This is a genomic window from Mycolicibacterium sp. SMGY-1XX (genome assembly GCF_059132455.1).
This window is the reverse complement of sequence record NZ_CP101139.1, coordinates 3,235,336-3,257,118: the sequence shown is the minus strand read 5'-3', so window position 1 is coordinate 3,257,118 and position 21,783 is coordinate 3,235,336. Positions and strand designations below refer to the sequence as shown.

Below are 21,783 nucleotides of genomic sequence, written 5' to 3'. Positions count from 1 at the left end.
GGGGAAGGTCACTTGTCCCCCGCCATGAGCTCGATGAACTGGTCGAACAGATAGTTGGCGTCGTGCGGTCCGGCCGCGGCCTCCGGGTGGTACTGCACCGAGAAGGCCCGGCCGTTGGCGAGCTTGATCCCCTCCACCACACCGTCATTGGCGCAGGTGTGGCTGACCACGGCGCGGCCGAACTCGGTGTCGAACTCCTCACCGGCCTCACCTTCCAATGCGAACCCGTGGTTCTGCGCGGTGATCGCCACCCGGCCGGTGGTGTGATCGATCACCGGGACGTTGATACCGCGATGGCCGAACGTCATCTTGTAGGTGCCGCGGCCCAGCGCACGGCCCAGGATCTGGTTGCCGAAACAGATGCCGAACAGCGGAATCCCGGCGCCGAGCACCTCCCGGGTCACCGCCACCACATGGTCGGCGGTGGCCGGGTCGCCCGGCCCGTTGGACAGGAACACCCCGTCCGGGTTGAGCGCGGTGATATCGCTGAAACTCGCCGATGACGGCAGCACATGGCTGCGGATACCGCGGTTGGCGAAGTTGCGCGGCGTGTTGGTCTTGATGCCCAGGTCCAGCGCGGCGACGGTGAACCGTTGCTCCCCAACCGGATCCACCACGTAACCGTTGTCCGTGGTGACCTCGCCGGCCAGGTCGGCGCCCAGCATCGCTTCCTGGCCGCGCACTCGTGCCACCAGCTCGTCGAGATCGGCCAGCGCGTCGCCGGAGAACACGCCCGCCTTCATCGAGCCGCGGCTGCGCAGGTGGCGCACCACCGCGCGGGTGTCGATGCCGGCGACACCCACGATCCGCTGCCGGATCAGTTCGTCTTCGAGAGTGCCGGTGGCGCGCCAGTTCGACGCGCGCGGCGACGGGTCACGCACCACGTAACCGGCCACCCAGATCTTGTCGCCGCGGCTCTCGCCGTCTTCGTCGTTCCAGCCGGTGTTACCGATCTGCGGTGCGGTCGCGACGACGATCTGGCGGTGATAGCTCGGATCGGTCAGCGTCTCCTGGTAGCCGGACATGCCGGTGGAGAACACCGCTTCCCCGAGCGTCTGCCCGACGGCACCGAATGCGGTGCCGGTGAAGGACCGGCCGTCCTCCAGAACCAAAATCGCTGTATTCGTGGTCATGCTGTGCTTCCTTCTCCGGGCGTTCCGGCTGGGCTCCCATCGGACCCCGGCGTCACCCACTTGCTGTAATCGGCGCGGTTCTCGCCGCGGAATCCGGTATCGATCTCGGTGCCCGACGGGAGTTTCCACCGGATCGCGAGAATGCCGTCGTGGGTCATCGCCTTGCCGGCGATACCGCGCTCGGCACGGATCGCGGTGATGGACTCGTCGGGAATCCAGATGGGCGTCGCCCCGCTGCGCTGCATCATGATGCCCTCGGGATAGCGGGTCAGCACCGCTTTGGTGCGGTACCCGAGATCGCCGACGGCGATGCGGTCCTGCCAGCTCGGTGCGAGTGTGCTGCCGACGTAGAGCCCTTTGGTGGGGGCGATCAACGCCGGGCCGACGGAATCAGGTAGCGCGGGCAGTCGTCCCACCAGCTCCACCTGCCGTAACGCACGACGTTTCCAGCCGCGCAGCATCAACGTGATCAGCACCGCGATCACGATCGCGATGACGGCCGCGAAGATCAGTGAACCGATGAGGGTCCCAGTGTTCACTGGCGCACTTTCCCGTCCCTGGCGGTGATCGTGCCGCGCAACAGAGTCGCTGTCACCGTGCCCGGCAGCGTCATCGCCTGGTACGGAGTGTTGGCCGACTTGCTGGCCAGATCGGTGCCCTCGACGGTCCAGGTGGCGTCCGGGTCGACGACGGTCAGGTTGGCCGGCTCACCCACCTCCAGGGGACGGCCCTGATCGGGCAGGCCGACGATGCGGGCCGGGTTCTCACTCATCACCGCTGCGACCCCGCGCCAGGTCAACAGCCCGGGGTTCACCATCGTTTCGACGACCACCGACAGGGCGGTCTGCAGACCCAGCATGCCCGGGCGCGCGTTGGCGAACTCCACACACTTCTCGTGCTCGGCGTGCGGGGCGTGATCGGTGGCCACGCAGTCGATCACACCCTCGGCCAAGGCCTGGCGCAGCGCCTGGGCATCGGAGGCCTCGCGCAGCGGCGGGTTCACCTTGTTCACCCCGTCATAGCTGTCCAACCGGCTGTCATCGAGCAGCAGGTGGTGCGGAGTCACCTCGGCGGTGATCGAAATACCTTGCGCCTTGGCCCATTTCAGCAACTCGACGGTGCCCGCGGTAGAGGCGTGACAGATGTGGACACGCGCGCCGGCGTCGCGGGCCAGCAGCGCGTCGCGGGCCACGATGGACTCTTCGGCCACCCGCGGCCAGCCGGCCAGCCCGAGGCGGGCAGCGTTGGGACCTTCATGGGCCACCGCGTTGACGGTCAGCCGAGGCTCTTCGGCGTGCTGGGCGATCAGCACCCCCAGGCCGGTGGCGTACTCCAGCGCGCGACGCATCACCAGGGGGTCCTGCACGCAAACCCCGTCGTCGGAGAACATCCGGACCTGGCCGGCGCTGGCCGCCATCAACGCCATCTCGGTGAGCTGTTTGCCCGCCAATCCGATGGTGATGGCCCCGACGGGATGCACGTCCACCAGTCCCACCTGCTGGCCGCGGTGCCACACATGGTCGGTCACCACCGAGGAGTCGGCGACCGGGCTGGTGTTGGCCATCGCGAACACCGCGGTGTAACCACCGAGAGCGGCTGCCGCAGAGCCGGTTTCGATGGTCTCGGTGTCCTCGCGGCCGGGTTCGCGCAGGTGCGTGTGCAGGTCGACGAACCCGGGCAACAGGATCTGTCCGGTGGCGTCGATCACGGTCTCGGCGTCCAGACCACTACCGATCTCGGCGATCTGCCCGTCGGCCACCAGCACGTCGACGGGATCACCTTCGCCGTAGAGTCGCACACCTTTGAGAACCAGGCTCACGCGCTGATCGCCTCCTGTTCAGCCCCGACCAGCAGATGGAAGAGCACCGCCATCCGCACATGTACACCGTTGGATACCTGTTGCAGCACCGCCGATTGCGGCGAGTCCGCCACCGACGAGGAGATCTCCATCCCGCGCAGCATCGGGCCGGGATGCAACACCACCGCATGCTCGGGCAGCAGCGCCTGGCGCTTGTCCGAGAGCCCGTAGAGCACCGAGTACTCGCGGGTGGAGGGGAAGAAACCGCCGTTCATCCGCTCGGCCTGGACCCGCAGCATCAGTACTGCGTCCGCGGCGGGCAGCTCGGCGTCCAGGTCGTGCGACACCGTGACCGGCCAGCCGGACACCCCGACCGGCAGCAGCGTCGGCGGCGCCACCAGCACCACCTCGGCGCCGAGGGTGGCCAGGAGCATGACGTTGGACCGCGCGACCCGGCTGTGCAGCACGTCGCCGACGATCACCACACGCTTGCCGTCGATCGAGCCGAGCCGCTGGCGGATGGTCAGTGCGTCCAGCAGGGCCTGCGTCGGATGTTCGTGCGTGCCGTCGCCGGCGTTGATGATGCTGGGCCCGGCTCCGTCGGCCTCGGCCGTCCACTCGGCCAACTGCTGCGGCGCACCCGAAGCGGGATGACGGATGATCAGTGCATCGGCGCCGGCCGCCCGCAAGGTGAGCGCGGTGTCGCGCAGCGACTCCCCTTTGGCCACCGACGATCCCGACGCGCTGACGTTGATCACGTCGGCGCTCATCCACTTGCCCGCCACCTCGAACGACACCCGGGTGCGGGTGGAGTTCTCGTAGAACATGGTGATCACCGTGCGCCCGCGCAGCGTCGGGAGTTTCTTCACTTCCCGGCCTAGCAGCGCCTGGCGGAACTTGTCGGCGTCGTCGAGGATGGCCACCGCATCATCGCGGGTCAGGTCAGCGGCCGTCAGCAGATGTTTCACCGGGGCGGTCCTCCATAGGGGGCGATGCGCACACCGTCGCGCCCATCGTGTTCGGTCAGCTGCACCTTGACGTTCTCGCTGCGCGAGGTCGGCACGTTCTTCCCTACATAATCGGCGCGGATGGGCAGTTCGCGATGACCCCGGTCCACCAGAACGGCCAGCTGCACCACCCGCGGGCGACCGACATCGCGCAGCGCGTCCAGTGCCGCGCGCACCGAGCGGCCGGAATACAGCACGTCGTCGACCAGCACCACCAGCGCACCGTCGATGCCACCATCGGGGATGGAGGTGTCGGCCAGCGGTCGCGGCGGCTTGGACATCAGGTCGTCGCGGTACAAGGTGATGTCCAGGCCACCGTGCTCGACGGCGACGCCGGAGAACTCGCTGATCTGGCGGGCCAGCCGGGCAGCCAGATCGGTGCCTCGGGTAGGGATGCCCAGGAGGACGACGCGCGGAGCATCCGGTCCGTCCAGCGCCGTCTTCTCGATGATCTGATGAGCCATCCGGGAGATGGTGCGGCTGACGTCAGCCGACGACAACAACTCCCGATCGACTTCTTGCCCAGTGTTGTCTGGTGCGCCCACGGTCTACCTTGACCTCCTTCTCCGCCTCACCGGACGGTTCTTTAAAGGATGTCGAACTGCCGGGCAGCTTAACACGGCGTCCGCGTAACCTCGGCGTGGTGAATCTGGACCCGAATCAGGCATCCATCCGTGAGGCGTGTGACAACGGACTGCTCGCCGGAGCAGTGACCCTGGTGTGGCAGCGCGGAAAGATACTGCAGGTCAACGAGATCGGCTATCGCGATGTCGAGGCGCGATTGCCGATGCAACGCGACACCATCTTCCGGATCGCATCCATGACCAAACCGGTGACCATTGCCGCCGCCATGACCCTGGTGGACGAGGGCAAGCTCACATTGGCCGAGCCGATCACCCGCTGGCTGCCGGAATTCGCGTCGGTGCGGGTGCTGGCGGAGCCCCGCGGCCCGCTCGAGGCGACGGTGCCCGCGTCGCGACCGATCACCGTGCTCGATCTGATGACCCACCAGAGCGGCCTGGCGTACCCGTTCTCGGTGCTGGGACCGTTGGCCAAGGCCTACGGCAAGCTGCCGCACCGGCAGGAACAGGACCGCTGGCTGGCCGAGCTGGTGGCGCTGCCGTTGGCGCATCAACCCGGCGAGCGGTTGACCTACAGTGTGGCCACCGATGTGCTCGGGATCCTGGTGTCGCGGGTGGTGGGCAAACCCCTCCACGAGGTGCTGCAGGAGCGGATCCTCGGCCCGCTGGGGATGACCGACACCGGGTTCTTCGTCACCCCGGCCGGGCGCCGCCGGGCCGCCACGATGTACAAGCTCGACGAGACCAACACGCTGACCCATGACGTGATGGGCCCGCCGCCGATCGCGCCGCCGCCGTTCTGCCAGGGCGGTGCCGGACTGTGGTCGACCGCCGACGACTACCTGCGATTCATCCGCATGTTGCTCGGTTTCGGCGAGGTCGACGGCCTCCGGGTGGTATCGGAGAAATCGGTCCGCCTGATGCGCACCGATCAGCTGACCGACGCCCAGAAAGCGGTGCCCTTCCTGGGCATGCCGTTCTGGGTGGGCCGCGGGTTCGGACTCAATCTGTCACTGGTCACCGACCCCGCCAAGGCCGGCCAGTTGTACGGGCCGGGCGGCCGCGGCACGTTCAGCTGGCCGGGCGCCTACGGCACCTGGTGGCAGGCCGACCCCGAGAACGACCTGATCCTGATGTATCTGATCCAGAACCTGCCGAACCTGACGGCCGACGCCGCCGCGATCGGCGGTAACACCTCGATCGCCAAACTGCAGTCAGCCCAGCCCCGCTTCGTTCGGCGCACCTATCAGGCCCTCGAACGCTGAGTTGCCGAATCAGCAAGGCCGCTTGCGTATTTGGCCGCACCGGATCGTTCCGGGGTATCAGGCGCTGCACACCATGACCGCGATCCTGCTGGCCGAACGCGCACCGGCTCAAGCGCGGGTACTGATCCTCGGGGCGGGTGGCGGGCTGGAAACCAAAGCGCTGGCCGAGATGCACCCGGGGTGGTCCTTCGACGGTGTGGACCCCTCGGCGGACATGCTCGGCCTCGCCACGCGTGTCCTGGGTCCACACCTCGGCCGGACCCGGCTGCACCACGGTGTCATCGACGACGCTCCCGACGGTCCGTTCGACGCCGCCGTCTGTCAGCTGACCCTGCATTTCCTCGACATCGACGAACGGCGGCGGACCGTCGATCAGGTGCGGCGCCGACTGCGTCCCGGTGCTCCATTCGTGTTGGCGCACATGAGCTTTCCCGCGGAGGACGACGGCGAGCGCGAAACGTGGCTGTCGAGGTACGCGGCCTACGCGATCGGCTCCGGCGGCGATCCCGACGTCATCGACGGTGCGCGCACCGCCATCGCCCAACGCGTGCACACCCTCACACCCGAACAGGACCGTGCTGTCCTGGCCGACGCGGGGTTCACCGGCATCACCGAGTTCTACCGCGCCTTCACGTTTTGCGGATGGGTGGCCTATGCGTGAGATGCCGCCGCTGCGGCTTCTCAAGTTTCGCGTCCACACTGAGCTTGCTGACCTGCGCCGTCAGCGGAGGAAATGAGACACCGCGAGCTGGTGCGTTGCGCTACCCAAAGGCGTTCTCGCTGCTGTCTCGTTTTCTCGAACCGAGACAGGGTTTAGCTGGTCATAGATCGGACGCGCCGCCATCGACGAGTAGCTCCGTGCCGGTGGTATAGGTGGCGTCGAACCCGAGGAAGAGGATCGCTTTTGCCACTTCTTCGGGTTCGCCGAAGCGTCGCATCGGGTTGTCGGCTTTGATCTGCTCGAGGAAAGCGCGGGCGGCCTCGACTGGCATGGTGCGCTCAAGGATGCCGGTGTCGATCGGCCCCGGGGAGACCGCGTTCACCCGGACGCCCCGGTCGAGAAGTTCGCGGGCGAAGGTCCGGGTCATAGATCGCAGTGCCGCTTTGGTTGCCGAATACACGCCTGTCGTCGCGATTCCCTTGGTATTGCTGACCGATGTCGTGAGCACCACGGCGCTGCCTGCGGCCAACAGCGGCAGAAATTTCTGCATCGTGAAGAACGGCGCTTTGGTGTTGAGTTCGAAAAGCCTGTTGTACATAGCTTCGTCGGTGTCCACGACCGTCGCGGCATCGGTGCCACCGGCGTTGAGCACCAGCAGGTCGACGCCACCGAACTCTGATGTCACCCGGTCCACGAGGGTGTCGATGCCGGACACGGCATCGATGTCGACGACGACGGCGCCGGGACCGAGTGTCGCGCGGGCCGATTGCAGCGAGGATGGGGTGCGACCAGTCACCAGCACGCGCGCGCCACGGTCGACCAACATCCTGGCGGTGGCCAGCCCGATTCCGCTCGTCCCTCCGGTGATGACGACGCGCTTGCCTTCGTATATCGTCACTGTCAGTTCGCCTTTCACAGTTGCGGTTCGCCTCCGTCGACGACAAGTTCGATTCCGGCAACATACGTGGCGTCGAAAGCCAGAAACGCCACGGCCGGGGCGAACTCGTCGGGGTGCCCCCACCGCTGCATCGGACTGCTCGCCTCGAACTGCGCCTTCAGTTGCGCGGCTTTCTCCGGTGCTTCCTTCTCCAACTTGCCGGTTTCGATCGACCCAGGGCTGATCGCGTTGACGCGAATTCCGTTGGGCAGCAGCTCCTTGCTGAGCGTCCGGGCCATCGACCGCAACGCCGCCTTGCTCGCCGAGTAGACGCTGAGCGCATCCCAACCGGTCTGGTTCGCAATCGAGGTCGTCAGCACCACGCCGCTGCCCTCGGCCAGCAGCGGGGCCAGCTTCTGCACCGTGAAGAAAGGGCCTTTGGTGTTGATCGCGAAGACGTCGTCGAAGGTCTGCTCGGTGACCGTGAAGAACGGGTCGAAACTCCCGATGCCCGCGTTGACGATCAACGCATCGACGGTACCGAAGTCGCGCCGGGCACGGTCGGCGAGTGCGTCGATCGCCGCGAGCGAGCTCGCGTCGCTCTGCACCGCGATCCCGCGATCACCTAGTTGGCGGGCGGCATCGTCGAGCGTGTTCTGATTGCGCCCGGTCACCATGACCCGGGCGCCGTGCTGGATTAGATAGCGGGCGGCGGCCAGTCCCAGGCCACTGCTTCCGCCGGTGATCACCACATTCTTGCCGTCGTATCTGCTCATACTGTCGAGTCTTCGGCCGCCGGGAGTATCTGTCCAAGACCTGATCGGTACCCCGCTATGCCAAAACGGAATACCTCTGAACGCAGCGAGGTTGAACGCCGAGTGAACGATCTTGGAATCGACCTGGAGCTGAGGCTGATCCGATATTTCACCGTGGTCGCCGAGCATCAGAGCTTCAGTCGCGCTGCGGCCAAACTCCATGTGGCACAGCCGTCGTTGAGCAGGCAGATCCAGCGTCTGGAGCATCGTCTGGGCGTCCGGCTGCTCGACCGCACCCCGCAAGGGGCGCTGCTCACCGAAGCCGGCAAGGCGTTTGTCCCTGAGGCACAGGCCCTTCTACGCGCGGCCCGCCAAGCGGCACTCACCGCCCGCGCTTACGCACCCGCAGGCAAAGTCGTGATCGGCTACGTCGAAGACCTCGTCATCACTCCCGCCGTCCGCGAATTGCGGCGCCGGCACCCCCACGCGGACATCGCGACCCGGCACCTGGAATGCCACGAAGAGGGGGTCTTCACCGACGGGCAGATCGACGTGCTGGTCGCCAGGACGCCGCTATTCATCCCGATCGACGACGTCCGCGTCGTTGCGCTGTACGACGAGCCGCGCATGCTCGTGATGCCCGCCGATCACTGGCTGGCTGACCGGCAGTCGGTGTCGCTGGACGACTTCGCCGAAGGCGAGTCGATCATCTGCTCACACGGCGGAACCCGCGCGATCTTCCCGACAGAGTCCTACCAGCCGAGCGACCCGGGCCCGCTGTCGGCCGGAGCCATCGTCGAAAGTTTCGAGGACAGAATGGAACTGGTCGCAAGCGGCCAGGCCGTTGCGGTCCTTCCGGTCGGCGACCACCGCAGCTCGGTACGCCCGGATCTGACCACGGTGCCACTGGACGGTTTCCCCGCCAGCAGCGTAGTCGTCGCCTCCCGGATCGGCGACGCGAACCCACTAGTCGCCGATTTCGTCTCAGCAGCAAAGATTGCACTCGTGGGTTGACAATGCACAGAGGTGGCCAATCCAAATGGCGGCCGTGGTGGTTGGACATGAGGTGAAGGCAACGACCGAGACAACATGTGAGCCGTCCAACTTCTCTGGATTCGAGACTGGAGCTCCGCCCAAAAGCCGTTGCATTCGGTCTGGGCGGTGAGTTTCAATGCCTGGACATGATTGCTCATGGTTGGTCATCGATTGCCGATGAGTTGGCGGTGGCCGCCACTCTCTTCGGCTCCGACGGCAGCGCGATTGTGGCCTCTTGGTTGGACGTCGAGGCGTCGCGAGTAAGCGACGACGACTTCGCCGCACAGTTCTACAAGCATCTGTCGCTGCCCGGGGTTTTGCCGAGCGACTACTTACACCGCATCATCCGCACCTCCGACGGTGGCCTGTTGGGCGGTATTCGTTTCCGCGGGCGAGACGTCAACCGCCCCTTCGTGGAGATCATCGCGCACGGATTCGACGACCTCCACCGACTGCGCGCATGCGTCCGTGACGAATGGTCGATGTTCAGACCAGAATACTTGAGAATATGCGCCCGCCCTGGCCGCATCTCAGAGCCAAATGCATTGCTAGACATGAGCATTTATGTTTCGCGGTACCGAGACATGCTCGCCCCGGAGCCGTCGGTGCGATTGATCCCGTTTCCGACTGCAGAACATGCGATCGAGATGGTGCGTCGCCGCTATGAACACATGGCAACCCATGATCCAACTGTGGCGCGCAACGTCTCCCCTGCGGCCCCTGACGACCTCCGTCGATGGCACCGTGCAGGCCAGTTGCAGGCAATCACGGTCGACGGCGTGTCGGTCGGAGCCATTGCGATTGCACCAGGTGCTGTTCGCTGGATTGAGGGTGACGAAATCCAGGAAGAGGTGACCGACACCGAGCACAGTGGACACGGCTACGCAGCGCTGGCCCAAGCGGCGTGGGCCAGAAACATCACGGTTGATCCGGACCGGCTTCTGATCGGCACCATCGACGGTCTCAATATCGCGTCGCACAAGACAGCCACCCGCGCCCGTCGTCGCCGCGTGCTCGATCGAGTATTTGTCTCGGTGTGACCGCAGGTGCTCACCGTCTCAGGTGTGTATACCCGAGACAGGGATCGACCTCGGTTCTTCAGATTCGAGAAGGAGACGCCTCATGTTGTAGTGCGCTGCGGGCGGCGAGGTGTCCACACATGCCGTGGACGCCTCCTCCGGGCGGTGTTGATGACGAGCACAGGTAGTGCCCTCTGACCCCAAGCCAGTAGGGGTTTGCACTCAGGCGTGGTCGGGCGAAGAACGTCTGAAGGTCCATTGAGCCGCCGTTGATGTCGCCACCGACATTGTTGGGATTACTTCGCTCGAAGTCGGCGGGACGGCATACCGCCGTTGCGGCGATGCGGTCACGAAAGCCAGGGGCGAAACGCTCGATCTGGGTCACGATGGCCTCTTGGGCGTCGCCGGTGTATCCGTGTGGGACGTGCGCGTAGGTGTAGATCGGTTTCAGGTCACCAGTTGCTCGGCCAGGATCTATTTCTGCCTGCTGGGCGACGATGATGAATGGGCGTTCGGGCATCCGGTTGTTGTAGGTGTCGTGTTCGGCAGCGATCACCTCCTCGGCATTGCCGCAGACATGTACCGTCCCGGCCCGCTGCACGCGGTGGTGGGTCCAGGGAATGCCCTCGTGCACAGCAAAATCCATCTTGAAGGCAGCCGCGCCGTATCGGTATCTGGATAGTGCGCGGCGAATTCGAGAGGGAATCCGATCGCCGAGAAGTCGGGCGGGCAGACCAGGGTTGGTGTCGTAGAGAACGACATCGAAGTCACCGACGTCGCCGATCGACTTGATGGTGACCGCGGTTTCGATGTGACCACCGTGCGATCGCAGGATGCTGGCTAGGCCAGCGGCAAGTTTGGCTGTTCCTCCCTTCACTGCAGGCCAACCGTAACGGTGCCCGACAGCTCCGAACATCAATGCCACCGCGGCCGAGGGTGGGCGCGTCAGGGGTGTCCAGGCATGAGCGGCGTTGCCGGCGAAAAGCGCTCGGCCTGCGGGAGTCCCGAAGATACGCATCATCACCGCGGCTGGCATCATCGCGGGCACACCAAATGTGCCGAGCCGCAACGGGTGCCGGGGAACCTTCACTATCGGGGCGAGCAAGTCCTGGGCAAGGGCGTCGTAGTTGCGTGACAGGGGGCCGAACAGATGTCGCCAGCGACGGCCATCACTGCCCAACCCGTCGGTGGTGCGTGCCAACGACCGATACAGAATGCCCGCCGAGCCGTTATCGAGGGGATGAGCCAAGTCGACGTCCGGCCAGGCCCAGTGGACGCCGTGAGACTCCAGATCCAGTGACTGCAGGAACGGTGAGGACACGGCGGTCGGCACGATGGCTGCGCAATGATCATGCAGTAATCCCGGCAAGGTCAGCTCGCTGCTGCGAAGTCCGCCTCCAATGGAGTCGGCAGCTTCTGCGACGGTGACCTCAACGCCCTCCCGGGCCAGCGTGATCGCGGCAGCGAGACCATTGGGGCCAGAACCGACGACCAGTGCCGACCTCACGGGCATTCGTTTCGAGTGTCGTGCTCTGCGGTGCTGGTGGGTGGTCGCCAGTGACTGACCGATCCCGCCATGAGTCCGAACAGGGGGCTAGGCGTGAGCCGTAAAGCCAGATTGCGGGCCTTCTCCGCAACGTCAAGGCGGGGAGTCGCGAAATATGATCCGGCTTTGGAGGCCGTGTACAGCGCGAGCACGCGTGACCGGCGTCTGTTCAGTCCCGCGAAGCCACAGCGGGCAAGGGTGATGGCGTCCTCCATGGCCAGCGCTGCGCCTTGGCCGAATGTCGGACGCATGGTGTGGGCGGCATCGCCGATCAGTGCGGCCTTGCCGCGCACGAGCTGGCGGGGTGGCCGAGCTTCGAAAATCTCCGGAGTGGCTATCCGCCCAGGATCGGCGGCGTCAATCAGCGTCGATAGGGGTGTTGGCCAATGCCGGTAGTCGTGTAGTTCGGTCCCCCGGTCCTGGGTTCCGCCGTAAATGTAGGTACGGCCATCAGTAAGGGGCAAGATCCCGAAATCCGTGGTGCGTCCCCAGATAGGGCCGAACCCGGCGTCAAGCTCCCGGTCATCGATCCAGGCCCACCCCGTGATGCCGGTAGAGCGTGCCGATGGCGCCTCCGGCCACAGCAATCGTCTGGTGATGCCCCGTGTTCCGTCTGCGCCGATAATCAGATCGAACCGTTGCTCTGTTCCGCCCACAACGACAGCACCGTCGGGCTGCACTCCGGTGACGGTGCTGGAGTAGCGCAGGCACTCCCGGGGGCAGCCTCTCAGTCAGCCAGGTGAGCAGCTGACCGCGTGGCACGGTTGCGTAGTGCTCTCCCCCGGTGAGCTGGGCGAGCGTTCGTCGGATCAGGACATCGCCATCTGAGGTTCGCACGGTGGCCGGCGTTTGCGACCATGGCTCCGTCACCACATGCGCTCGAACACCGAGAATTGACAGACATGTGAGTGCATTCGAAGCCAGAGAGATAGCGCCACCAGCGGCCGACGGCCCAGAACATTTCTCGAAAACACTTACTTCGTGACCGCCTTGGCGGAAAGCAATAGCTGCCGCCAGTCCGGCGAAACCACCACCGACAATCCCCACCCTCATCACACCAAGCTATGACCGCTCGTAGTAGATGTCGAGAAGTTTCCCGCAATAGGGCTGGCACGCTGCAGTCGTGCTCGCGACCGTTCGCGCCGGGAGGTTCACGGCGTTTTTCGACACGCCAGCTACAGCCATGTCACCGATGAAGTCCTGAACCCGAGGTTCGAGACCGCCGACCCGGCAGCGGTGCTCATCGTTGACGGGATTTTCCTGCAGCGTGCCGAGCTCAGCGCCCACTGGGATCTCACCGTTTTCCTCGACGTGGGGTTCACCGAGACGGCCCGGCGCATGGCGCTACGAGACGGAACTTCGCCAGACCCCGAAGACCCGAGTATGCGTCGATACGTCGGGGGGCAACGCATCTACTTCCGCGACTGCCGCCCGCAGCAGCGGGCGAGCATCCTGATCGACAACAACGACCTCCACGACCCGACGATCCTGCGAGGCTGAAGGCGACAAGCCTGACACCCCGTTTTCAACACACGTGACAGCGGGCCCAGGAGGCGGGGTTGATCAACTCGTGGCGCGGGTGGTGCGCAGGTCGACGGTGGCGGGACCTCCGGATCGCTTCCAATATGGTGAACCCCAGCCAAACTTGTTGCACCGCAGCGGATTCACCGTCTCAAACCACCCACCCTGGCTTTTACACTCGTCATCGGCGAAACAGAAAGATCGATGCAATTCTGACTTACGTGGCCCATTGGCCTATGTGTGAGGCTCAGAGCACCACGCCGAGCCGCGGCGGGTTGGTGCCGCGCAGGGTGTGATTACCGAGATGGACGTACTTCCAGCGGGCCGGGTCATGCAGCGAATGCACCCGGACGTTGCGCCAGTGCCGGTCCAGCGCGTACTGAGCGTCGGTTGCCGACGACCCGGCCAATTCCAGGACACCGCTGGCGATTTCGACGGCGAACTCCTGTGCCAGCGCTTTGGCGGCGGCGACCTTCAATGACGCCGCGGCGGCCGCCTCCCGCGTCAGCTCTGCCTCGGCCAGTGCGGCGTCCACCAGCTTCGCGCCCTGCTCCAACAGGGCCTCCAACGCGTACAGCCGCGCGGTGAGCTCCCCGAAGCGGCGCACCACGTGCGGCTCGTCGGCGGCGTTGTCGACACCGGCTTCGAACCACGGCCTGCTGCGGTTGACCACGAACTCGGCGCCGTCGGACAGCGCGGCCCGCGCGATCCCGATGTCGACGGCGGCGTGCAGCGCCTGGTCGAAGGCGCCCAGCACCGCAGGCGGCGCGGTCACCGGATCCAGGTCGGGGCCTTCGTCGATCACATAGGCGTCGTCCACCGCGACCTCGTCGAAGATCACCTCTCCGCTGGCGGTTCCCCGCTGCCCGAACGACGACCACCGGTCGAGGTTCAGCGTGACGCCGGCCTGGTCGGGACGGACGAACACGGTGGCCCCGTGGGTGGGCTCGGTGTCGGGGATCCGGGCGGCGACGGCGATCCAGGAGGCACCGAGCGTGCCGGTGGCGTAGTACTTCGTGCCGCGCAGTACCCAGCCGCCGTCGGCGCCGCGGGTCACCGTGGTCAACCGCTCGGTGGACAACCGGGTGCCGCGTTCGACGGTGGCGTTGCCCAGTTGCGCCCCGGCCAGGATGTCGGCGTAGATCCGCGGCGCGGGATCGTTGGGGCCCAGCTCACGAATGGCCGCCGACAGGACGAAATGGGCCAGCAGCAACTGCCCCACCGCGGAGTCGGCCTGCGACAGCACACGCAACACCTCCACCGCGGTGGACCTCGGCAGGTCCGGTCCCCCGTGTTCTGCGGGCACGATGATGCCCAGCAGACCCGCACGGGCAACCCAGCGAAGCTGCTCTTGCGGCCACACCCCGTCGAGTTCACGCTGCACTGCGCCTGCGGCGATCTCCCCGGCGACCGCGTGTGCGGCCGCCAGCGCGTCGGCAGTAGTGGTCAGCACAGGCACGGGGATATCGGTGATGGTCATACAGCTCCTCACTCAGGGCGACTTCTCGGACGGGAGGTCGCGTCGGCTTCTTCGGTACAGCTGGCTCACACAACGCTGAAAGGGCTTGCAGGCACGCTCGACCCGCGGTTGTCGGTCGAGCGCTCGCCCACCGAACGGACCATGGCGACCAGCACCGCAAGGGCGGTGCCGCTGCGTGGCGGGTGCCTCAGCGCCAGTGCCACCCGCCGCACCGGCGGTCGCCCGGAAACCCTCCGCACCACCACGTCGTCGCGGTTTTGCCTCAACGCCAGCGACGGCACCAGCGAGACACCGAGGCCGGCGGCCACCAGCCCCTGGACGGCCAGGTGATCCTCCGGCGTGAACGTCACCGAGGGAATGAATCCGGCCCGCTCACAAGCTTTCCGGAAAACCCGGCTATCCGGGCACGTTCCGGTGGCCGAACTGACCACCCACTCGTCGCCCGCCAGGGCTGCGAGGTCCACCTCGGGCGCGCCGGCCAACCGGTGCGTACGCGGGAGCATCACGACGAACTCGTCCTCGTAGACCGGGATGGTGAGCAGCCCCGGGAAAGCTGGTGCGTCGCCGGGAACCTCGGTGACCACTGCTACGTCGGCGCCGCCGTGCCGCAGCAACACCACACCGTCCTCCGGGTCGGCAGGCACCAACCGCAGCCGCACCCCCGGGTAGGCGACCCGGAACCGCGCCAGCGCCGGCGCCAGGATCAGCGCGGCAGCACTGGCGAAGGAAGCCACCCGTAGCTGGTCCGGTGCCGCATTCGAGCCTTGTCGCAGATCCCGTTCGGCCGCGGCGACGGCACCGAGGATGGTCGCCGCATGCTCCAGCAGTCGCGTCCCAGCCGGGGTGGGCACCGCGCCGCCTGGCCCGCGCACCAGCACGGCGACGCCGAGTTCACGCTCCAACGCCGAAATCTGTTGCGACACCGCCGAGGTGGTGTAGTTCAGCGCTGTTGCCGCAGCGCTGAGCGATCCGCACCTGGCGACCTCCTGCAACACCAGGAGGCGACGGACGTCGAACACAGCGGCCACAGTAGGAGCCGCTGCCGGCGCAGCCCAGAGTTGCGATCAGCCGGAAGTAATCTCACCTGATGCCGTGATGCAGCGCCGCGACGTCGGGATGAGCCCGGGTGCGCGACTTCCAGGCGTTTTCCCCGTAGGTGGTGAAGATCGGGTTGTGCGGATCGGCCTCCACTCCGCGCGACTGCGCGGCCAATTCCGGCGGAAGCGCGATCAGCGGAACCTGTGCGTCCAGTGCCGGGTTGAGGAAGAACGGGATCGACACCCGGTCCGTGCCCGGTGCCGGCGCCAGCACCCGGTGCCGGGTGGCCCTGAGGTAGCCGCCGGTGGCCACCTCCAACAACTCGCCGGTGTTCACCACGAACGCACCGTCGACCGGCGGCACGTCGATCCACTGTCTGGGCGACAGTTCCACCTGCAGCCCCACCGAACCGGGCTCCAGCAGCAACAGGGTCAGCACACCCGAATCCTTGTGCGCGCCAACACCCTGAGCGGTCTTTACGGTGCCCGGATACCGGACCACCTTGATCAGGGTGGCCGGGGCCTCGGCGAACGCCGCGTCGAACAACTCCTCGGCAGCACCCAGCGATACCGCCCAGTGGCGCAGCAGGCGAAGGCCGACCTCGGCCAAGGCGGTGCTCCAGCCCTCGAACGCCGGCCTCAGCGCGGGCAGAGCGCTCGGCCACAGATTGGGGCCCTGCAGACGCCAGTACCCCTGCGCGCCGGCGATCACCTGGCGTTCCGGTCCGATGTCGATCTGCTCGCGCCAGTCGACCGTGCCGTTGGTCAGTTCACCGCCCAGCCGCGAATACCCGCGGAACTGGGGACTTTTGAGCTGGCTGATCTCGTCCTTGGCCTCCGGCGACAGGGCGAAGAACTGCCGCGCCAACCCCAGCACCTCGGCTACCTGAGCAGCCGGGATGCCGTGCCCGGTCAGGTAGAAGAAGCCGTACCGGTGCGCCGCCTCACGCAGCGCGGCGCGGAACACCACCGGGCCGGTGTCGGCTTCGCCGACGTCCAGAACAGGGAGCATGTCCCCATCATGACGCGATGGCAGGTGGGCATCGGCGAAGGCTCAGCCGAACACGACATGGTGCACACCGTGTGGAAGGTCGATGCGCTGCACTTCGGTCAGGCCGGGCTCGTCGTCGGGGCCCAGCTCGTAGACCCGGAGTCCAGGGCTGGCTTCGAAGACGGTGGCGACGAAATAGCGGCCGCTGGGGTCGAATGCACCACCTTCGGGCAGCACCCCAGTCAGCGGGTAGTCACCGATTTTCGTCAAAGCGCCCGTGTCGAACCGGAACAGGCTCACCGACGCCTCGTCGTCGTGACCCGGCTCGCCCTCGGGTATCGCCGTGCCGCGCATGTTGACCGTCGCCACCCAGCGGCCGTCCGCACTGATGGCAAGACCTTCCGCCGATCGATCGGAGACCACGGTGGTGACCACCCGACCGGTCGCCACGTCGATCACCGAGAGGGTCGACGGCGCCGACGGAAGCCGGCCCGCCAGGTCAGGGGCGGTCAGGTCGCGCCCCCAGTTCGACGTCAGGTAGTGCGCGCCGTCGGGTGTGAACCGGCCGACGAAGGGGTCAGGACCGGTGTCGACCACGCCGCGCACGTGCGCGCCTTCGGGGCCGACGCCGACGAACGCGACCCGGTTCTGGTTGTTGATGTTGCCCGCCAGCAGATCACCGTCGGGATGCCACTGGATGTTGGTGATGTTGGCATCCGGGCCGAACAGCGGGAACTCGCGTGGTGCACCGAAGCCGGCGGCGCCCTGCCAGGGCACCAGGGTCAGCACCGCCGGGGTGTTGGAGACGACGGCGACGGTGCCGCCGTCGGGACTGACGGCCAGCGCTTCCGGCGACTCGGCGATCGTCACCTCCGTCCTCACCTGGGGGGCACTGCGGTCCGACACATCGATGGCGAACAGTCCATCACCGGGCGCCAACTGTGCTGCCGTGGTATCGGCGGGTCCACGCTGGGCCAGCCTTTCGGTGACGAATGCCGTTGCGCCATCAGGTGACAACGCGATCACCTCCGGAGCTGCGGTCACCGAGTTGGACACCTCGACCTCTGCCGTGCGCACCGCACCGTCGGTGACGGACACGGCGGACAACAGGTCGCGGTGCCCGGCTTGGGCGGGTGCGAGCACACCATCGGCGTACGTGCTCGCACGGTGGTCACCGTCGTGGAGCACGAGCATGGGATCGAGGGTGAGCCCCGGCGGCTCCGCAGTCGACGCGCAACCGGTGAGGAGCAGGGCGGTAAGGACGACGGTTCGGCGCATGTCCCCCATGCTCGACTGCCTGTGATCGCGTTTCAATCGGAATGACGGCGGCTGTGATAAGGAACTACGATCAGTGGATGGATCTCCGTTCGGTGCGATGCTTCCTGCGGGTCGCCGACACCCTGCACTTCGGCCGCGCCGCCGAGGAACTGCATCTGAGCCAGCCGGCGCTGAGTCAGCGGATCAGGACACTGGAACGCGATGTGGGTGCCACCCTGCTGGACCGCGACCGCCGCGGCGTGCAACTCACCCCGGCCGGACTCGCTTTCCTCCAACCCGCACAGGCCGCAATTGCCCACGGCGACAAGGCTGTTGACCTGGCACGCCGGGCGGCCGGTGGTTCCCTCGGGCGACTTCGACTGGGGTTCACCGTCATCGCGTCCTACACCTGGCTGCCGCGGGCCGTGCAACGGTTCCGCGGGGCGTATCCCGGCGTGACCGTCGACTTGACCGAAATGAACTCTCCCGCAACCGAAGCAGCCTTGGCCGGCGGTGACATCGACATCGGTGTGCTGCATCCGCCGCTGGCGCGCTCAGAGCTCACCGCGCGGAGGTTACCCGCCGAACCCCTGGTGCTGGCATTGCCCGCCGGGCATCGTCTGGCCGACACCGACTCGATCGCCTTCGCTGATCTGGGCGGCGAACCCCTGCTGGCGGCGCCGCGGTCGGTGGGCCCGGTGTTGTTCGACAACCTCGTCGGGTGCTACCGCGCCGCCGGTGTCGAACCACTCATCGCGCAGGAGGTCACCCCGGTCACCACGCTCGCCGGCCTGGTGGCCGCCGGCGCGGGCATCGGGTTCGTCACCGCCGGGGTGGCGCGGGCCACCCGGCCCGGTGTGGTGTTCCGCGACGTGGCGGGGGCCCCTGAAGTCCCGATGGCCGCCGCCTGGCTGGGCAGCGACCCCGGCCCCACGGCGAGCAGGTTCCTCGGCGTCGTCGAGACCGTGCTGGCTTAGGTGTCCCCGCGCACGGCCTGCGCGGCCGCCCGGATCTGCGGGGTCACCAGCATGACCTGACCCAGTACGCCGTTGACGAAGCCCGGCGAGTCGTCGGTGGACAGTTCTTTGGCCAGTTCGACCGCCTCGTCGACGGCCACCGGTTCGGGCACATCCTCGGCGTGCAACAACTCCCACACCGCCACCCGCAGGATGGCCCGGTCCACCGCGGGCAGCCGTTCCAGCGTCCAGCCCTGCAGATGGCTGCTGATCAGATCGTCGAGGTGGGCGCGATGGTCGGTGACACCGCGCGCCACGGTGACCGTGTACGCATTCAGCGGCTCGATGTCGGCCTTCGAGTTGGCCAGCAGCGTGCGTGACTCGGCCACCTCCGACGGCGTGATGCCGCGGGCCTCCGCTTCGAACAGCAGGTCCACCGCGCGCTTGCGCGCGGCGTGCCTGCCGCGGGATTTCCCGACTTTGTCAGGCATTCACGCGGCCCAGGTAGCTTCCGTCGCGAGTATCGACCTTGAGCTTGTCGCCCTGGTTGATGAACAGCGGCACCTGGATCTCGGCACCGGTCTCCACGGTGGCCGGTTTGGTGCCCGCGCTGGAGCGGTCGCCCTGCAGGCCCGGCTCGGTGAAGGTGACGACGAGTTCCACCGACACCGGCAGCTCCAGGTACAGCGGCGAGCCCTCGTTGAAGGCGATCTGCACGGGCATGCCCTCGAGCAGGAAGTCCGCCAACCGGCCGACCAACTGTTCCGACAGCGGGTGCTGCTCGTAGTCCTCGGAATCCATGAACACGAAGTCGCTGCCGTCGCGGTACAGGTAGGTGGCGTCGCGGCGGTCGACGGTGGCCGTCTCCACCTTCACACCCGCGTTGTAGGTCTTGTCGACCACTTTGCCCGACAGCACGTTCTTCAGCTTGGTGCGGACGAACGCCGGGCCCTTACCGGGCTTGACGTGCTGGAATTCGATGATCTGCCACAGCTGACCCTCGATGTTGAGGACGAGCCCGTTCTTGAAATCGGCAGTCGATGCCACGGTGGGTACTTCTCCTTGTTTGACAGGCGACCCTCGATCAGAGGATCTGGAGTTCCTTGGGGAACCGGGTAAGCAGGTCGGGCGTCTCCGGGCCGACGACCAGGGTGTCCTCGATCCGGACACCGCCGCGATCGGGCAAGTAGACACCTGGCTCCACGGTGACCGCAGAACCAGCAAGAAGTGTACCGGCGGCGGAAGCGTTGATTCCCGGCGCTTCGTGGATCTGCAGCCCGACACCGTGGCCGAGGCCGTGGCTGAACGTCTCGCCGTAGCCGGCATCGGCGATGACCTGCCGCGATGCCGCATCGACCTCCTTGAGCGAGACCCCGGGTGCCAGGGCCTCCCGGCCCGCCCGTTGTGAGGTGGCCACCAGGTCGTAGATCTCGCGTTGCCAATCGGCGGCGTTACCCAGGACGAAGGTGCGCGTCATATCGGAGTGGTAGCCGGCCACCAGCGCACCGAAGTCGATCTTCACGAAATCTCCCTCGGCCAGCACCGCGTCGGTGGGCCGGTGATGCGGGATCGCGGAGTTGGCGCCGGTGGCCACGATGGTCTCGAAGGAGGCGGCATCGGCGCCGTGATCGAGCATCAGGGCTTCCAGGTCGCGGCGAACTTCCTTCTCGGTCCGGCCGGGCCGCAAACCACCCCGTTCGATCAGGTCGGCCAGTGCGGCATCAGCGGCCTCGCAGGCCAGCCGCAGCAGCGCCACCTCACCGGCGTCCTTGATCTCGCGCAGCGCCTCCACCGTGCCGGATGCGCGCACCAGCGACGCCCCCGTGTCTCTCAGCGCACGTGCCAACGTGTCGCAGCCGTCGACGGTCACCACGTGGCTCTCGAACCCGATCCGCCGGGCGCCGTCGGCCGCCGCGCGACCAGCCAGGTAACGGGCACACGCCCGCTCGATGACCACCTCGAGATCGGGTGCCTGCTGAGCGGCCTGGGTGCGGTAGCGACCGTCGGTGCTCAACACCGCGGGGCGCCCGTCGGCGAACACCAGCAACGCCGCGTTGGATCCGGTGAATCCGGACAGGTAACGCACGTTGTTGAGGTCCGTGACCAGCATGGCGTCCAGCGTTGTGGCCCCGTCCTCACCGTCGGACGACCTTCCGATCCGGGCACTGAGGTTGTCGCGTCGCTGGGAATGTGTCACGCCCTGTCACGCTACTCGCTACGCTGCTACCCCATGGCGAAGTGGCTGCTGCGCGGACTGGTGTTCGCGGCGTTGATGGTCGTGGTCCGGCTCTTCCAAGGGGCGTTGATCAATCAGTTCGAGACGAAAGCTCTGATCATCAGCCTGGTGCTGCTGGCCGTGTTCGCCATCGTGGTGTTCACCTGGGGCCTGATCGACGGTCGCAGCGACGCGCGCGCCAACCCCGACCCGGACCGCCGCGGCGACCTCGCCATGACGTGGCTGCTCGCCGGTCTGCTCGCCGGGCTGCTGTCCGGTGCGGTTTCGTGGTTCATCTCGATGATCTACCCCGCGCTGTACGCCGGCGGGCTGGTCAACGAACTGACCACGTTCGCCGCGTTCACCGCGCTGCTGGTCTTCCTGCCGGCCATCCTGGCGGTCGCCATCGGGCGCTGGCTGCTCGATCGCAAGGCCCCGGCCTATGAACGCCGCCGCGAGGACGGCTACGACGACGATCGCGCCGATACCGACGTCTTCGCCGCGGTCCGCGACGATCGTTCCGACACCGCCGAGGGCACCGAGCCGGTGGCGCAGCAGTCCTCGGTGGCCACCATCGAGCGGGACGAGGCCGCCACCACCGACGACAAGAACGACGTCATCCCCCCGGCCGAACGCAAAGAGTAGCCAG

General features: G+C 66.7%; 23 protein-coding genes and 1 pseudogene. 7 read left to right on the top strand and 17 right to left on the bottom strand.

Annotated features, from left to right (window positions below; all coding sequences use genetic code 11):
* Nucleotides 1-8: 8 nt before the first annotated feature.
* The 5 genes from carA to pyrR are packed head-to-tail and all read right to left on the bottom strand — an operon-like array spanning nt 9 to nt 4,483.
* A complete protein-coding gene (carA, locus tag NL241_RS16075; protein ID WP_487693577.1) occupies nt 9-1,133 on the bottom strand; it encodes a glutamine-hydrolyzing carbamoyl-phosphate synthase small subunit in 1,125 nt (374 codons plus the stop codon).
* Nucleotides 1,130-1,672: a PH-like domain-containing protein gene (locus tag NL241_RS16070; protein WP_487693576.1), complete on the bottom strand. Its 543-nt coding sequence runs from the start codon at nt 1,670-1,672 to the stop codon at nt 1,130-1,132. The genes carA and NL241_RS16070 overlap by 4 nt, the downstream gene beginning before the upstream one ends.
* The gene (locus tag NL241_RS16065; protein ID WP_494398065.1) at nt 1,669-2,952 is read right to left on the bottom strand and encodes a dihydroorotase; all 1,284 of its coding nucleotides are present in this window, start codon (nt 2,950-2,952) and stop codon (nt 1,669-1,671) included. Before NL241_RS16065 ends, NL241_RS16070 begins: the two co-directional genes overlap by 4 nt.
* The gene (locus NL241_RS16060; RefSeq protein ID WP_487693574.1) at nt 2,949-3,899 is read right to left on the bottom strand and encodes an aspartate carbamoyltransferase catalytic subunit; all 951 of its coding nucleotides are present in this window, start codon (nt 3,897-3,899) and stop codon (nt 2,949-2,951) included. Before NL241_RS16060 ends, NL241_RS16065 begins: the two co-directional genes overlap by 4 nt.
* A complete protein-coding gene (gene pyrR / locus NL241_RS16055) occupies nt 3,896-4,483 on the bottom strand; it encodes a bifunctional pyr operon transcriptional regulator/uracil phosphoribosyltransferase PyrR (protein ID WP_487693573.1) in 588 nt (195 codons plus the stop codon). Before pyrR ends, NL241_RS16060 begins: the two co-directional genes overlap by 4 nt.
* A gap of 98 nt (nt 4,484-4,581) precedes the next feature.
* Here pyrR and NL241_RS16050 point away from each other — a divergent pair, with 98 nt between their 5' ends.
* Nucleotides 4,582-5,784 (top strand): serine hydrolase domain-containing protein, encoded by a 1,203-nt coding sequence (locus NL241_RS16050; RefSeq protein ID WP_494398064.1) that lies wholly within the window; start codon nt 4,582-4,584, stop codon nt 5,782-5,784.
* Nucleotides 5,785-5,806: 22 nt separating this feature from the next.
* Nucleotides 5,807-6,445: a class I SAM-dependent methyltransferase gene (locus NL241_RS16045; protein ID WP_494398063.1), complete on the top strand. Its 639-nt coding sequence runs from the start codon at nt 5,807-5,809 to the stop codon at nt 6,443-6,445.
* A 160-nt stretch (nt 6,446-6,605) separates the two neighbouring features.
* On the opposite strand, the gene NL241_RS16040 is transcribed toward NL241_RS16045, so the two are convergent.
* On the bottom strand, nt 6,606-7,361 hold the full coding sequence (locus NL241_RS16040; protein ID WP_494398062.1) for an SDR family oxidoreductase: 756 nt from the start codon (nt 7,359-7,361) through the stop codon (nt 6,606-6,608).
* A complete protein-coding gene (locus NL241_RS16035; RefSeq protein WP_494398061.1) occupies nt 7,358-8,098 on the bottom strand; it encodes an SDR family oxidoreductase in 741 nt (246 codons plus the stop codon). The genes NL241_RS16040 and NL241_RS16035 overlap by 4 nt, the downstream gene beginning before the upstream one ends.
* A gap of 102 nt (nt 8,099-8,200) precedes the next feature.
* Here NL241_RS16035 and NL241_RS16030 point away from each other — a divergent pair, with 102 nt between their 5' ends.
* On the top strand, nt 8,201-9,091 hold the full coding sequence (locus tag NL241_RS16030; RefSeq protein ID WP_494398060.1) for a LysR family transcriptional regulator: 891 nt from the start codon (nt 8,201-8,203) through the stop codon (nt 9,089-9,091).
* A 167-nt stretch (nt 9,092-9,258) separates the two neighbouring features.
* On the top strand, nt 9,259-10,152 hold the full coding sequence (locus NL241_RS16025) for a hypothetical protein (RefSeq protein WP_494398059.1): 894 nt from the start codon (nt 9,259-9,261) through the stop codon (nt 10,150-10,152).
* 58 nt (nt 10,153-10,210) lie between these two features.
* On the opposite strand, the gene NL241_RS16020 is transcribed toward NL241_RS16025, so the two are convergent.
* From NL241_RS16020 to NL241_RS16010, 3 genes and pseudogenes are all read right to left on the bottom strand, one after another.
* Entirely contained in the window at nt 10,211-11,638 is a 1,428-nt protein-coding gene (locus NL241_RS16020; protein ID WP_494398058.1) for a phytoene desaturase family protein, read from the bottom strand.
* Nucleotides 11,635-12,357: an FAD-dependent monooxygenase gene (locus tag NL241_RS16015; RefSeq protein ID WP_494398057.1), complete on the bottom strand. Its 723-nt coding sequence runs from the start codon at nt 12,355-12,357 to the stop codon at nt 11,635-11,637. The genes NL241_RS16020 and NL241_RS16015 overlap by 4 nt, the downstream gene beginning before the upstream one ends.
* Nucleotides 12,358-12,412: 55 nt before the next feature.
* Nucleotides 12,413-12,730 (bottom strand): annotated as a pseudogene (locus NL241_RS16010) (NAD(P)-binding protein); the annotation flags it as partial.
* Between the two features lie 183 nt (nt 12,731-12,913).
* On the opposite strand from NL241_RS16010, the gene NL241_RS16005 reads away from it, so the two are divergent.
* A complete protein-coding gene (locus NL241_RS16005) occupies nt 12,914-13,177 on the top strand; it encodes a nucleoside/nucleotide kinase family protein (protein ID WP_494398056.1) in 264 nt (87 codons plus the stop codon).
* Between the two features lie 268 nt (nt 13,178-13,445).
* Here NL241_RS16005 and NL241_RS16000 read toward each other — a convergent pair whose 3' ends face one another.
* From NL241_RS16000 to NL241_RS15985, 4 genes are all read right to left on the bottom strand, one after another.
* On the bottom strand, nt 13,446-14,678 hold the full coding sequence (locus NL241_RS16000) for an acyl-CoA dehydrogenase family protein (protein WP_494398055.1): 1,233 nt from the start codon (nt 14,676-14,678) through the stop codon (nt 13,446-13,448).
* Nucleotides 14,679-14,743: 65 nt separating this feature from the next.
* Nucleotides 14,744-15,697 carry a LysR family transcriptional regulator gene (locus NL241_RS15995; RefSeq protein ID WP_494398054.1) on the bottom strand — a complete coding sequence of 318 codons (954 nt, stop codon included), beginning with the start codon at nt 15,695-15,697 and terminating at the stop codon, nt 14,744-14,746.
* A 61-nt stretch (nt 15,698-15,758) separates the two neighbouring features.
* Entirely contained in the window at nt 15,759-16,727 is a 969-nt protein-coding gene (locus NL241_RS15990; RefSeq protein WP_494398053.1) for an isopenicillin N synthase family dioxygenase, read from the bottom strand.
* 42 nt (nt 16,728-16,769) lie between these two features.
* Nucleotides 16,770-17,984, bottom strand: a complete 1,215-nt coding sequence (locus NL241_RS15985) for a lactonase family protein (protein ID WP_494398052.1) — start codon at nt 17,982-17,984, stop codon at nt 16,770-16,772.
* A 77-nt stretch (nt 17,985-18,061) separates the two neighbouring features.
* Here NL241_RS15985 and NL241_RS15980 point away from each other — a divergent pair, with 77 nt between their 5' ends.
* Entirely contained in the window at nt 18,062-18,940 is an 879-nt protein-coding gene (locus NL241_RS15980; RefSeq protein WP_494398051.1) for a LysR family transcriptional regulator, read from the top strand.
* Here the strand turns inward: NL241_RS15980 and nusB are convergent.
* Genes nusB through NL241_RS15965 form a run of 3 tightly spaced genes read right to left on the bottom strand, consistent with a single transcriptional unit; the run spans nt 18,937 to nt 21,116 of the window.
* Nucleotides 18,937-19,410, bottom strand: coding sequence for a transcription antitermination factor NusB (gene nusB / locus NL241_RS15975; RefSeq protein WP_487693559.1), 474 nt, complete (start codon nt 19,408-19,410; stop codon nt 18,937-18,939). The two genes, NL241_RS15980 and nusB, sit on opposite strands and share 4 nt — an antisense overlap.
* On the bottom strand, nt 19,403-19,966 hold the full coding sequence (gene efp, locus NL241_RS15970; protein WP_487693558.1) for an elongation factor P: 564 nt from the start codon (nt 19,964-19,966) through the stop codon (nt 19,403-19,405). Before efp ends, nusB begins: the two co-directional genes overlap by 8 nt.
* A gap of 37 nt (nt 19,967-20,003) precedes the next feature.
* On the bottom strand, nt 20,004-21,116 hold the full coding sequence (locus NL241_RS15965; RefSeq protein ID WP_494398050.1) for a M24 family metallopeptidase: 1,113 nt from the start codon (nt 21,114-21,116) through the stop codon (nt 20,004-20,006).
* Between the two features lie 33 nt (nt 21,117-21,149).
* Between NL241_RS15965 and NL241_RS15960 the strand changes: the two genes are divergently transcribed.
* Entirely contained in the window at nt 21,150-21,779 is a 630-nt protein-coding gene (locus NL241_RS15960; RefSeq protein WP_494398049.1) for a B-4DMT family transporter, read from the top strand.
* Nucleotides 21,780-21,783 lie beyond the last annotated feature (4 nt).

Coding starts and splice junctions, on each gene's coding strand:
- carA (WP_487693577.1), bottom strand. CDS start 1,133: ATGACCACGAATACAGCGATTTTGGTTCTGGAGGACGGCCGGTCCTTC.
- NL241_RS16035 (WP_494398061.1), bottom strand. CDS start 8,098: ATGAGCAGATACGACGGCAAGAATGTGGTGATCACCGGCGGAAGCAGT.
- NL241_RS16025 (WP_494398059.1), top strand. CDS start 9,259: ATGATTGCTCATGGTTGGTCATCGATTGCCGATGAGTTGGCGGTGGCC.
- NL241_RS16000 (WP_494398055.1), bottom strand. CDS start 14,678: ATGACCATCACCGATATCCCCGTGCCTGTGCTGACCACTACTGCCGAC.
- NL241_RS15990 (WP_494398053.1), bottom strand. CDS start 16,727: ATGCTCCCTGTTCTGGACGTCGGCGAAGCCGACACCGGCCCGGTGGTG.
- NL241_RS15985 (WP_494398052.1), bottom strand. CDS start 17,984: ATGCGCCGAACCGTCGTCCTTACCGCCCTGCTCCTCACCGGTTGCGCG.
- NL241_RS15980 (WP_494398051.1), top strand. CDS start 18,062: ATGGATCTCCGTTCGGTGCGATGCTTCCTGCGGGTCGCCGACACCCTG.
- nusB (WP_487693559.1), bottom strand. CDS start 19,410: ATGCCTGACAAAGTCGGGAAATCCCGCGGCAGGCACGCCGCGCGCAAG.
- NL241_RS15960 (WP_494398049.1), top strand. CDS start 21,150: ATGGCGAAGTGGCTGCTGCGCGGACTGGTGTTCGCGGCGTTGATGGTC.